At 63.3% G+C, this 11,836-nt stretch carries 15 protein-coding genes; 10 read left to right on the top strand and 5 right to left on the bottom strand.

The annotated features are described in order from the left end of the window. The first annotated feature begins 193 nt into the window (after nt 1–193). Together ISS99_RS06195 and ISS99_RS06190 are read left to right on the top strand one after the other, a co-directional pair. Complete coding sequence (locus tag ISS99_RS06195) at nt 194–532, top strand: hypothetical protein (protein ID WP_204630737.1); 339 nt, start codon at nt 194–196, stop codon at nt 530–532. Nucleotides 533–546: 14 nt separating this feature from the next. Beyond that, a complete protein-coding gene (locus ISS99_RS06190; RefSeq protein ID WP_204630736.1) occupies nt 547–1,653 on the top strand; it encodes a histone deacetylase family protein in 1,107 nt (368 codons plus the stop codon). Between the two features lie 63 nt (nt 1,654–1,716). On the opposite strand, the gene ISS99_RS06185 is transcribed toward ISS99_RS06190, so the two are convergent. Further along, nucleotides 1,717–1,920 (bottom strand): hypothetical protein, encoded by a 204-nt coding sequence (locus ISS99_RS06185; RefSeq protein ID WP_204630735.1) that lies wholly within the window; start codon nt 1,918–1,920, stop codon nt 1,717–1,719. Beyond that, nucleotides 1,901–2,566, bottom strand: coding sequence for a glutathione S-transferase family protein (locus tag ISS99_RS06180; protein ID WP_204630734.1), 666 nt, complete (start codon nt 2,564–2,566; stop codon nt 1,901–1,903). The genes ISS99_RS06185 and ISS99_RS06180 overlap by 20 nt, the downstream gene beginning before the upstream one ends. 3 nt (nt 2,567–2,569) lie before the next feature. Here ISS99_RS06180 and ISS99_RS06175 point away from each other — a divergent pair, with 3 nt between their 5' ends. Next, nucleotides 2,570–3,166, top strand: a complete 597-nt coding sequence (locus ISS99_RS06175; RefSeq protein ID WP_239537745.1) for an Lrp/AsnC family transcriptional regulator — start codon at nt 2,570–2,572, stop codon at nt 3,164–3,166. Nucleotides 3,167–3,171: 5 nt separating this feature from the next. Here the strand turns inward: ISS99_RS06175 and ISS99_RS06170 are convergent, their stop codons facing one another. Further along, nucleotides 3,172–4,143: a mitochondrial fission ELM1 family protein gene (locus tag ISS99_RS06170; RefSeq protein ID WP_204630733.1), complete on the bottom strand. Its 972-nt coding sequence runs from the start codon at nt 4,141–4,143 to the stop codon at nt 3,172–3,174. A gap of 141 nt (nt 4,144–4,284) precedes the next feature. Between ISS99_RS06170 and ISS99_RS06165 the strand changes: the two genes are divergently transcribed. The 7 genes from ISS99_RS06165 (at nt 4,285) to ISS99_RS06135 (ending at nt 9,855) form a co-directional block, all read left to right on the top strand. Then, the gene (locus tag ISS99_RS06165; protein WP_204630732.1) at nt 4,285–4,878 is read left to right on the top strand and encodes a malonic semialdehyde reductase; all 594 of its coding nucleotides are present in this window, start codon (nt 4,285–4,287) and stop codon (nt 4,876–4,878) included. A gap of 68 nt (nt 4,879–4,946) precedes the next feature. Next, nucleotides 4,947–5,663, top strand: a complete 717-nt coding sequence (locus ISS99_RS06160; RefSeq protein ID WP_204630731.1) for an MgtC/SapB family protein — start codon at nt 4,947–4,949, stop codon at nt 5,661–5,663. A 15-nt stretch (nt 5,664–5,678) separates the two neighbouring features. Further along, nucleotides 5,679–6,266: a YceI family protein gene (locus tag ISS99_RS06155; protein WP_204630730.1), complete on the top strand. Its 588-nt coding sequence runs from the start codon at nt 5,679–5,681 to the stop codon at nt 6,264–6,266. Between the two features lie 109 nt (nt 6,267–6,375). Next, nucleotides 6,376–6,582 carry a zinc-finger domain-containing protein gene (locus ISS99_RS06150; RefSeq protein ID WP_204630729.1) on the top strand — a complete coding sequence of 69 codons (207 nt, stop codon included), beginning with the start codon at nt 6,376–6,378 and terminating at the stop codon, nt 6,580–6,582. Between the two features lie 87 nt (nt 6,583–6,669). Next, on the top strand, nt 6,670–7,794 hold the full coding sequence (locus ISS99_RS06145) for a glycosyltransferase (RefSeq protein WP_204630728.1): 1,125 nt from the start codon (nt 6,670–6,672) through the stop codon (nt 7,792–7,794). Nucleotides 7,795–7,832: 38 nt separating this feature from the next. Next, complete coding sequence (locus tag ISS99_RS06140) at nt 7,833–9,101, top strand: O-antigen ligase family protein (protein WP_204630727.1); 1,269 nt, start codon at nt 7,833–7,835, stop codon at nt 9,099–9,101. After that, the gene (locus ISS99_RS06135; protein ID WP_204630726.1) at nt 9,091–9,855 is read left to right on the top strand and encodes a glycosyltransferase family 2 protein; all 765 of its coding nucleotides are present in this window, start codon (nt 9,091–9,093) and stop codon (nt 9,853–9,855) included. The genes ISS99_RS06140 and ISS99_RS06135 overlap by 11 nt, the downstream gene beginning before the upstream one ends. A gap of 107 nt (nt 9,856–9,962) precedes the next feature. Here ISS99_RS06135 and ISS99_RS06130 read toward each other — a convergent pair whose 3' ends face one another. Then, nucleotides 9,963–11,039, bottom strand: coding sequence for a glycosyltransferase family 4 protein (locus ISS99_RS06130; protein WP_204630725.1), 1,077 nt, complete (start codon nt 11,037–11,039; stop codon nt 9,963–9,965). After that, nucleotides 11,036–11,782 (bottom strand): polysaccharide deacetylase family protein, encoded by a 747-nt coding sequence (locus ISS99_RS06125; protein WP_239537743.1) that lies wholly within the window; start codon nt 11,780–11,782, stop codon nt 11,036–11,038. Before ISS99_RS06125 ends, ISS99_RS06130 begins: the two co-directional genes overlap by 4 nt. Between the last annotated feature and the right edge of the window lie 54 nt (nt 11,783–11,836).

Here is an 11,836-nt window from a genome sequence, read left to right as displayed (position 1 = left end):
TGGCACGCACAAAAACAGCCATCGATCCCCTACACGGGTCCCGCGCGCTCATTTGATAAATTGGCACCGTCATCAACGCCCACTCGAAACAGGCAACGTCGATGACCCATGCAGCAATGTGTGGAAGGCGCGGACCGTGAGAGCAGCAACTCCCACGATCCGCTAACCAAAACCAACACCAAGGATGTTGATCATGGCTACCCAAGATCATACGGCAGACGCACGCCCATCGGTTCGCAACGAACCCGTTTCAGAATCCTTCCCGTTCGCCGGCTACCAGCTCTATCCGCTGAGTCGCACGCAGCAAAAGCGGCTGACCAACAGCGCGCGCATCGCTGGCGTCGCCCATGCCACCGGCACCATCGAAGCCTTGCTGGAATACAGCGAAGCCTACAAACGCGCACGCATCGGTCGCACCCGCGACCCGATCAGCCCCTGGCCTCTGATTCCTTCCGAAGCCAGCGGTCTGCACGCCGCGCTCTACTACCTGCGCCAGTACGCCGGCACGCTCCCGCCTGAGCCGGGTGGATAACCCGTAACTGCCGCATGATCGCCACCGCGGCACACCGCTTGAGGAATGGTGTGCCGCACTTAAAGGCGCGCTGTGCGGCCGCGTTCGCCGGGGAATTGAAATGGTGGTGGGATTGGAGTCGTACCTGTGCGTCCGTGGAGACCCTTCGCTATGCTCAAGGCCTGGTCAAGGACTACAGAAAAAGCGCAATGGACGTCATCTACAGCCGGCACTACAACATCGACTTGGGGTTGCTTAACCGGCTTCATCCATTCGATGGCACCAAGTTCCGTGCTATCCACGACGGATTGAAAGCCAACTCGCGCATCAACTTCGTCGAACCCGCGGAGCCGGCGAGCATGGAACTCATTGATGGCTTTTTGACCAGTCTGATGTCCAAGCAGGTTCGCAGCGCGGTGCTGGTGCTGCGCGCGCTGGAAGTGCCGCGCATTCCGTTCATGCGCTTTTCCTTTATCGACCGCAAGGTCCTCGCCCCCATGCGTTGGGGCGTGGCAGGGACGATGCTCGGTGCAGTGAATGCATTGGAACGCGGCGGTGTCCATTGGAACCTGTCGGGCGGATACCACCATGCCATGCCGCAAGCCATGGAAGGCTTTTGCATCTACAACGACATAGGCATCTGTCACGGGGACCTCGTCAGGCGCGGCTTGCTTGCACCCGACGATAAAGTGCTGATCATCGATACCGATGCGCATCATGGAAACGGAAACGCCGCTACGTTCAAGAACAACAGAAACGTGACCCTTCTCGATGTCTACAACGTGGGGATATATCCCACCTCCGAGTACACCCGCAGGCGCGTGGATATCCCGGCGCCCATGGCCATGGGCACCGATGGCGAGACTTATTTGAAGCACTACGCCGAGGCGCTGGAAAAATTAGCGGATGGCTATCGCCTTGCCTTTGTCGTGGCCGGCACGGATACCTTGGCAAGCGACAGGCTGGGCGGACTGTGTTTGAGCATCGATGACGTTGCGGAGCGAGAACGATTGACCTTGCACGCGTTGAGCCGCCGTTCCATTCCGACGGTGATGCTGGGCGGCGGCGGATACTCCAAAGACAGCGCGAAAGCGGCGATTCGCGCCATTTCTATTTGTTCGGAAATACCAGGCATTCACTAGCCTGATGCCTGGCAGGCTGTTTTTATTGGAAGGCCGCCCATTTGCATCTGCATCCGCCATGGTCTACTGACTGCGCACGCTGCCATCGCCAATACCCAGGCACCATCGCACGTAAACGGCCACGCGATGCGCAAACGGACTGGCCTCGCTCTTTTCGCGGCAGGGCGTGTGCGGCGGCTGCGGTCGCGGGTCGGCGAGTTCGCGCGCCAGCCGCACATTGCCGATGTGGCCGTGCAGGAACAGCAGCTCAGTCCACGGCGATGGCATGACGCACTCCCGTTGCCGAGGAGGAGGGTGTGTCGACTGTGTTGCCGCAAAGCGGCGTAGCAAGCATCGAAGCTCGCTGGCAGAAACGCGTGTACCACGAGGACAGTCGAGGGCGTGACGGCTGGAAGGCGTAGATGTCGCGGAACTCGATCCAGCTCAATGCGGTAGCCAGGGCGATGTCGCCGATATCCGGTTCTTTGTCTTCGCGAATGTGTGCTTCCAGAAAATCGCAGGCGGCGACAATCTTTTGCAGATGACCTTCGCGCAAAGGTGCCCAGCGCAAGGGCTCGGGGCGGCGCTCGGTTTCCCAGCGGACGGCGATGCCGGCGTCGGCCAGGCCCGTCGCAATGGCTTGATGGCGGAGTGCGGCGAAGCGCTCCGGGGGCGATGCGGGAATGAGCTTGCGTCCGTCATGCAGGCCGTCCAGGTATTCGCAAATGACGCTGGAATCGAACAACACCATGCCATCGTCGTAAATCAGCACGGGTACCTTGCCCAGCGGATTGAGCGCGAATACGACTTCGTTGCGCAGGGTCGGGCTGGTTTCGTGATGGATGATTTCCAGCCGGTCGGCCAATCCCGCCTCGTGAGCGAACACCAGCACTTTGCGCGCATAGGGTGAGTGCGTCTGGTAAAGGAGCTTCATGGAATGGATGCTGCCAACGCGTTGGGGAGAGCGAGCTATGCTAGGGTCCGCCTGCGCGGCCCGCCCGCGACTTTGGGTGGCATTGCAGGTTTTTCCCTCGACTCACACGGCACGCGTGCACAGGTGGCCATGGAACTGGACAAGCTCGATCGGCGCATTCTTTCCGTCATTCAAAAAGATGCCCGCCGCGCGGCCGAATTGATCGGAGCGGATATCGGCCTGTCCGCCTCGGCAGTACAGCGGCGCATGGCGCGCATGCGCGACGAAGGCGTCATCACGGCGGAAGTGGCGGTGATCGATCCCAAGCGCGCCGGCCACCCGTTGACGATGATCGTCGACGTGGAAGTGGAGCGGGAGCGGCCGGAGTTGCTGGCCAGCCTCAAGCAATGGATTGCCATGGAAGCGCGTATCCAGGAAGCCTGGTACGTCACCGGGGCGGGCGACTATGTATTGGTCGTGGTGGCGCGCGATGTCGAGGACTTCGAAGCCTTGATGCAAAGACTGGTATCGGATAACGCGAATGTGCGGCGCTTCCAGACCCGGGTGGCGTTGAGCACGCTCAAGCGCGGCATGCTGATACCGATGGAGCCGGCGGATTGATCGAATCAATCCGCCAGCAGGCGTCGGCGCAACATCTGGGCGATCGCCGCCGTTTCGCGCAACGGCGTCTGTCGCGCCGGTGGTATGGCATCCAGGTCGTGCAGCGATTCCGCTTCGCGCAAACTTAGATGAAACCGTTTGAGTTTGTCCGGTAGCGGCGCCAGTGTCATCGTTTGCACGGCACAACCCACGGCGCATGCTTCGCTGAGCATGTTGACCGAATCGGGTGTTACCACCAGCTGATCGGCCCAGCCCATCACGCCGGGGTAGGGGTTGTTGCCGTCCATGGGACCTGACCACAGCAGGCCGGGGACGTCGCGCAAGGCCGCGCGCATGCGTTCGATCACTTCAAGCGGTGTGCGGCGTGAAGTCAGCACCAGCAGGCTGCCGCCTTCTGCACGCTGGCGGGCGAGCAGTTTTTCGAGCAACGACTGTATGTATTCGTCATCGATGCGGATGCCCTTGCGCGGTCCGCCGACCAGGACGCCCACGCGTGGCGTAGGGAAATCGCCCAAGGCGGGCCAGGCATCGCGGCCATCCTGCAGCCAGGCGTCGTCGATCGGGTTGAGCGAGCCCAGGGGTTGCAGCACGTTGGGGCCGCTCAGCCGGTCGTGGCGGGGGGCGATGACCGTATCCCAGTGTGCCGGATCGATGCGCGGATCGAGGATCTGCACTGTGTGGCAGCGCGGGCCAGCCAGCGTGCGCAGCATGCGGGTGAGCAGCGCCGCGTTGCGGCCGCAGCCGATGGCCAGTTCCGGCCAGGGCGGCCCGAAGCTGTCTCGCTGTGAACGGGGCAGGGCCAGGCGACCGCCCAGGGTCAACCGGGGCGAAGCCCAGGACCACGGTGCGCGCGGCGACAGCATCAGGTGACGGACGGGCATCTGCATCCGTTCGGCCAGGGCCAGGGCCTGGCGCTGGTTGCCGGCGGCATGGTCGGTGATGGCCCAGCACTCGCCCTGCAAGGCTTGGTGGCTCATGCGCGGGCCACGCGGTCAAGGGCGATTGTCGTCGGATTGTGCACAGTTCGTTTCGCCCATTGGTCTTGGATCGATACCGCTTCCGCTTACACTTTGTAGCTGTTGCGCCACGATGGCGCGTCATTCATGCAGAGGATACCGATGAGCGAGAAGCTTGCCGAGGCGGCGCTGGACCAGTTGTTCCGCCATGCCCGTACCTATAACGCCTTCCTGCCCAAGCCGGTGACGGACGAGCAATTGCACGCGCTGTATGAACTGGCCAAGTTCGGTCCGACCAGCGCCAACTCCTCGCCGATGCGCGTCGTGTTCGTGAAATCCGCGGAGGCCAAGGAAAAGCTCAAGCCGTTCCTCTCCGAGGGCAATCGGGCCAAGACCTTGGCGGCGCCGATCACGGCAATCATCGCCAACGACCACGAGTTTTACGAAAAGCTGCCGCAACTGTTCCCGCATGCCGATGCACGCAGCTGGTTCGTCGGCAACCCCGAGCTGATCGAGCGCACGGCCTTCCGCAATGCAACCCTGCAGGGTGCCTACGTGATCATGGCGGCGCGGGCGGTGGGTCTGGATTGCGGCCCGATGTCCGGCTTCGACAACGCGGGCGTGGACGGGGCGTTCTTTGCCGGTACGTCGATCAAGTCGAATTTTCTGATCAATATCGGCTATGGCGATGCCAGTCGCGACCTGTTCCCGCGCAGCCCGCGCCTGTCGTTCGATGAAGCCTGCCGCGTGGAGTAACGCGCACCTTTGCGGAGCGCCCTAAGATGGGGGCTCCGCAGAGCGTCACGCGAAGCTGAACTCCGACGATGATCGAACCCCTCGAGATCTTTCTGCGTCTGGTCCTGGCTGCCGTGCTGGGTGCGGTGATCGGCTTGAACCGCAGCCGCAACGAATGGACCGCCGGCATGCGCACGCACATGCTGGTGAGCGTGGGGGCGGCCCTGGCCATCATCGTGTCGGCGTTCGGCTTCCACGACGTGCTCGGACAGCCGAACGTGGTGCTCGATCCATCGCGTATCGCGGCCCAGGTGGTCAGCGGCATCGGCTTTCTGGGCGCCGGCACCATCATGTTCATGCAGCGCGAGCAGATCGTGCGCGGACTGACGACGGCGGCGGGCTTGTGGGCCACCGCGTCCATCGGCCTGGCGGCAGGCAGCGGTTTGTATGCGGCAGCGGTGATTGCCACGGCGGTGTGCTGGCTGATCCTGGCCTTGCTCAAGCCGCTGGAGCGGCGCCTGATGGCGTGGCGGCGGCGCGGTATCCCGCGTCTGCGTGTACGCCTCGCCGATGCGGCGGCGCTGGGTTCGATCGAGGCGATCGTTTCGCGCCGGCATTTGCCTTTGCAGAAAATGATTTTGCGTCGCCGGGAAGACGGTGACGATCAAGTGGATCTGGTGTTCGGACCGGCCATGCGCAACGACCAGTTGATGAGCCTGGCTGAAGACCTGCGTGAGCTGGAAGGTTTGCAATCGGTGTCATTCGAATCGGCGTCGCCGACGCCTTCTTCCCCCCCTAATGATTGAGGCAGGAGATTTTTCATGCGTACCCTTCGTTATGTGATGCTGGCTGGCCTGCTCGGCGCCGCAATGTCGGCCCAGGCCGCCCCGGTGACCTATCAGCTCGACCCCAGCCACACCATGGTGCTGTTTAGCTGGAGCCATTTTGGTTTTTCCAATCCGGTGGCCGACATCGGCATTGATGAGGGCAGCAAACTAGTGTTCGACCAGCAGGACCCGTCCAAGTCCTCGGTGGACGTCACCATGCCGCTGAGCAAGCTTGACACCCACGTGGCGGCGCTGGACGAACACCTGAAGCAGCCCGACTTCTTCAATGCCGACAAGTACCCCACCATCAGCTTCAAGAGCACCGGCGTGCAGAAGGTGGATAGCACGCACTACACGATCGTGGGCAATCTCACCGTGCACGGCGTGACCAAGCCGGTGACCCTCAATGCCACGCTCAACAGCATGGGCCCGAATCCGTTTACCGGCCAGCCGGCGATCGGCTTCAATGCCACCGGCACGCTGAAGCGTTCCGATTTCGGTCTCGGCTCCTTTGTGCCGAAAGTGAGCGACGACATCCAGCTCACCATCACCACCGAAGCTTCGGTGCCGAAGGCCAAGTAAGGCGCGTTTTGCCTCCTCTCCCCCTTGACCGGGGAGGGGAGCGCCATGCCGGGGGATGCGTGGGCCTGCTACCATTGCGCACCCAATGTCTTACCCGGAGCAACATCCCATGTCGGGTTCCCCCGCCGCGGCCAAGCCCATCCTGGCGAATGCCGAAAATCGTTACGAAGTGACGCGTTCGGACCTTCCGTTGTCCTGTCCGATGCCCGGCATGGCCCTGTGGAACTCCCATCCGAAGGTCTACCTGCCGGTCGTTCAGGATGGCGGCGAGTCCGTATGTCCTTACTGTGGCGCACATTACGTGCTGCGCGACTGATCATCGACCGACATCCCGGCGCCGCGAGGCGCCACACGGCACGATTAGTGCTTGTTTTATCGGATGAAAGTCGCAAATGAGGGAATCATGTCCGTAGCCGCTACGCCGGCCAGGGTGCTGACTGTTGTGCAGCTGATCCCTGCGTTGCGCGCGGGCGGGGCGGAGCGCTCCGTGCTGGAGTCAGGACAGGCTTTGGTGCAGGCTGGGCATCGCTCGGTGGTGATCTCCGCCGGCGGTCGCATGACCGACCAGCTGGAGGCCGAAGGCAGCGAGCACATCACGCTGGATATCGGGCGCAAGTCGCTGCGCACGCTGGGCAAGCTGTGGCAGTTGCGCCGTTTGCTGCGCGAGCTGAAGCCGGACATCGTGCACGTACGTTCGCGCTTGCCCGCCTGGATGGGTTGGTGGGCGCTCAAGGGCATGTCGCCGCGGCCGCATTTCATCACCACCGTGCATGGCCTCAATTCGCCGGGCCGCTACAGCGCCATCATGCTGCGCGGCGAACGCATCGTCGTCGTTTCGCAGACGGTTCGCGACTATCTGCTCAGCCATTATCACAAGCTCGATACCTCGCGTATCCGCATCATTCCGCGCGGCATCGACCCGGAAGCCTTTCCTTACGGCCATCGCCCGGACGAGGCTTGGCAAAAGGCCTTCTTCACCGAATTTCCCCAGCTCGCCGGTGCGCCGCTGCTGACCTTGCCGGCGCGTGGCACGCGTCTGAAAGGGCATCACGATGCCATCGAACTGGTGGCTGACCTCAAGCAGCGCGGCATCGAAACGCGATTGCTGTTGCTGGGTGTGATCGAGCCGGGCCGCGAGGCCTATGTGGCCGAGTTGCAGCAACGGGTCAACGCGCGCGGCATCGCCAGCCAGGTCGTGATGACGGCGCCGCGGGAAGATGTCCGTGACATCTACGCCATGTCGGCACTGGTACTGCAGTTGTCGAACAAGCCCGAGGCGTTCGGCCGTACCGTGGTGGAGGCGCTATCGTTGTGCCGTCCGGTGCTGGGCTATGCCCATGGCGGTGTCGGCGAACTGCTGGCCGAACTCTACCCTGCGGGCCGCGTGCCGCCCGGCGATCGCGAACGCCTGGTGGAGCGTGCCGCCGAATTGCTGCGTGTCGCACCGCCCATCGCACCGCTGCAACGCTACCGTTTGATCGACATGCAGCACGCCGCGCTGGCGCTTTACGAGGAAGTAGCCGCCTAAGCGCCTTACAATGCCCGGACCCGTCTGCGGACCCTGGCATGCGTTATTCCCTACCGGCACTGAAAGATCTGCTGCGCTCGCCGCTGCTGCCGTCGTGGCTGCTGATTGCGTTGTTGCCGTTCGGGCGCAGTGCCGAGCTGGCCACGGGCCTGTGTGTGATCGGTTGCCTGCTGGCGTTGCGCCGCGAACCTGGAGTATTGCGTGCGGATCCCGGCATCCGGCTGCTGCTGGTGTTGCTGGCTTGCTATATCGGGGCGGCATTGATCTCGGCGTTCACTGCAGTGATGCCGGGCAAGAGCTGGTCGACCGTGCTGGGCTTGCTGCGCTATGTACCGCTGGGTGCCTATGCCTGCTACGCGATGCGTGGGCAGCTGCAGGTGCGCGGCTTCTATTTCGCCGTGGCGGCAGTGATTGCGTTCTGGGTCCTGGATGCCTGGATGCAGATGCTTACCGGCTGGAGCCTGCGCGGCCATGCGGAACCCGAGCGCATCTCCGGCCTTTTCGGCGCCGATGATCCCAAGCTCGGGCCTACGCTGGCGGTGCTGTCGCCGTTTGCGCTGTGGGCTGCACGGGAGCAATGGCAGAGGCCCGGTTTGATCGTGGGTCTGGGCCTGCTGCTTGGACCAGTGATGTTGAGCGGGTCGCGCGCGGCCTGGATCGGCTTCGGGCTGGTTGCGCTGGTATTCCTGTGGCGAGAGGCGGGTTCGCTGCCGCGTTTTGCCGTCGCCTGCGCGATTGCCGCAGCGGTACTGCTGGCAGCTGGCGGGCTGGCCTGGAAAACCTCGACGCGTTTCGATGCGCGCATGCAGCGCACGCTGACGGCGCTCGGTGGCAGCGAGCAGGCGATCAACCAGGCGACCACTGGCCGGCTGGATATCTGGCGCAACAGCCTGGCGATGATCGCGGCGCATCCGGTCACCGGTGTCGGCGTGCGGGATTTTCGTTATGCGTATCCGCAGTTCGCGCCGGCCAACGATCATTTCATGGTGGCGGAGAACTGCGGCGACGGCGTAGGCGCCTGTCATCCGCACCAGCTCGTGCTGGAGATTCTCACCGAGACCGGCGTCGTCGGCCTCTTGCTGTGGTTGACCGGCGTGGTCTTTGCCTGGCGTGCCTGGCGGCGCGTGGGCAAGGTGGGACGGGAAACGGCTTTTCCAGTGAGCCTAGCTCTGGTTGCGATGCTCTTTCCGCTGAATACCCATTTGGCCTTCTATTCGGCGTGGTGGGGACTGTTGTTTGCCTGGCTGCTGGGGCTGTGGTGCGCGACGCTTTGTGCTGCCGGCAAGGAAACGCGCCATGGCCCGTGAGCCGCTCTCGGTTGTCCTGATCACCTACAACAACGCCGACACGCTCGATGCCTGCCTGCGCGAAGTGGATTGGGTCGACGAAATCGTGGTGCTCGATTCCGGCTCCACCGACAGCACGGTGGCCATTGCCCGCATGCACGGGGCGCGTGTTGAAGTGCATCCGTTCGACGACTACGGTCCGCAAAAACAGCGGGCCTACGATCTGGCGCGCAACGACTGGTTGCTCAACCTCGATGCGGACGAAATACTTTCGCCGGGCACGCGAGCCATCATCGAGCGCGCACTGGAAGATCCCCGGCATGCCGGTTTCCGCCTGCCGCGTCGCGAACGCATGTTCTGGACCGTGCAGCATCGCTGGAGCCATCGCAACGGCCATTTGCGCCTGTTCAACCGCAAGCATGGCGGCATGAACGACGTGGAAGTGCACGCCGCCGTGGAAGTGCGCGGCCCGGTGAAAACGCTGTGGGGCGCCGACTTCGTCAATGACGGCGATGGCGACATTGCCACCCGGGTGGAAAAGATCAACCGCTACAGCAGCGGCATGGTGGCGCACAAACTGCGCCGCGGCCAGGGTTTTACCGGCTTGCGCATGGTGATCTATCCGCCGCTGTTTTTCCTGCGGCAATATTTGCTCAAGCGCTATTTTCTCAGCGGCTGGGCGGGTTTCATCGCCAGCGTGCTGGGGTCGTTCTACGTGTTTTTGAAATACGCCAAGTTGCACGAGGCGCGCCGGGCGAAATCGCGTAATCCATAGATGAGTAGGTTGAGTTAGCGCAGCGTAACCCAACGAGTCTTCGCCGATGCGCCTAAGATCGTTGGGTTACGCTGCGCTAACCCAACCTGCAGAGTCGCATGGCGGCATCAACTGTCGCTCAAGATGCGCACGAATTCGTCGGCAATCACGCGCGTGCTGAAGTGCCGATCGACGAAGTCGCGCGCGGCCACGCTCATCGGTTCGCGCACTTGCTCGTCGCACATCCGCAAGATGGCGTTGCGCCACGCCGCCGCATTGCCCGGCGGTAGCAGCAGACCAGTGACATTGGGCGAGAGCGTTTCGGGAACGCCGCCGACATTGCTGCCCAGCACCGGTGCTCCGGCGGCTTGCGCTTCCACTGAAACGCGGCCGAAGGTTTCGGTGGCGATCGATGGGAATGCCAGCATCGAGATGGCGCTGTAGTACGGGTGCACGTCGTCGATCCAGCCCAGCACGTGGTGCCGGTGGGCGAACGAGCCGGCTTCGATGCGTTCGCCCAACTGTTGCGAATCCGGGCCGTGCCCCAGCCAGATGCAGTGCAGTCGCGGCTCCTGCGCCATGGCGCCTTCGGCCGCTTCGAGCAGGGTGAAAATGCCCTTACTGTGATGGATGCGACCGAAATAGCCGAGCACGATCGCATCTTGCGGCATGCCCAGTTCGTGCAGGATCTGGCTGCGCCGTTGCGGATCGGGCTGGCACCAGGCCATGTTCACCGGGTTGTACAGCACGCGCACCAGCGGCGGCGGAACGCCGCGGTCGAGATAGGCCTGGCGTGCATGGCTGGAAACGGCGAAGAAGCGCTGGGCAAGGCGGGGGATCAGATAGCCCGATACGCGCCCCATCGGCGGCGTGCGATGACGGAACAAGGCCACCGGTACTCTGAGCAGCCGGCTGACCAGGATCAGCGGCCAGTATTCCTTGCCGAAATTGCCGACCAGCCAGTCCGGCTTGAGGTCGCGCGCGGCCTTGAACGTGGCGCGGTAGCCGCGGAGGTCGAAGACGTTGCGGAACTTCGCCGGGTACAGGCGCACGCCCGACGCGGCCAGATGATTGGCGATCAAGCCCCCCGGATAAACCACGGCGCTGACTTCGTGGCCGGCCTCGACCATGGCTTGCGCCAGGGCGATGAAATGCGTCGCGGCGCCCGTGTTTTCCGGATTGGTGCCGACAAAAAGGAATTTCACTTGCGACGGTTCTCGTATTGGGTAAATGCGCGCATGGCGAACTGAGGCAGGATGTGATGCCGGGCGACCTGGACGCGCGGCAGGCGCCACAGATTGGAGCCGGCAGTTGCGCGTCCGCGTTCGGTCGTGGTGGCCGCATCGTAGCCTGCGTTCCACGCGGCTTTGGCGACGCGATCGTCCACGTCGCCATAGGGATAGCAGAACTGGGTGACCGGCGTACCGAGATGGTGTTCCAGATCCGCCTTGCTGCCGGCGATCTCCTCGTGCAGTTGAGTGTCGCTGCACTGGGTGAGGCGCGGATGGCTGCGGGTATGGGCGCCGACTTCCATGCCGCCGTCGCGCCAGGCGCGGATCTGGGCGGGCGTCATCAGGGGTTTCTGGATACCGAGCTTTTCGGCATCCCAGCTGTTGTAGTGGCCGAGGCTGCCGCTCACCACGTAGCAGGTGGCGGTGAAGCCGTAGCGTTGCAGTATGGGCAAGGCCGATTCGAGGTTGTCCACGTAGCCGTCATCCAGGGTGACCACGGCGATGCGGCCCCTTTTTTCGCCGCGCAGGTAGGGCATGGCGTCGGCCATCGACAGGCCCTGGTAGCCCATGCGCTTGAGCAGCCACATCTGCCGTGCGAACGCAGCGGGGCTGACGTACAAGCTGCGCCAGCGGCGCAGCTCGCGGGGCGCCTTGCCGATGTTGTGGTACATGAAGATGGGGCAGGTCAGGGGCTGCCGTTCCACGGTCTCGCTCATGCGCATTCCCTTGGGGCCGAATGCAAGATTTTACGGCAGCCGGCGCGGCCGGGC

It is taken from the genome of Dyella mobilis (assembly GCF_016904945.1).
Taxonomy (GTDB): domain Bacteria; phylum Pseudomonadota; class Gammaproteobacteria; order Xanthomonadales; family Rhodanobacteraceae; genus Dyella_B; species Dyella_B mobilis.
The sequence above is the reverse complement of the archived record's forward strand: the minus strand, read 5'-3'. Positions and strand labels throughout refer to the sequence as shown.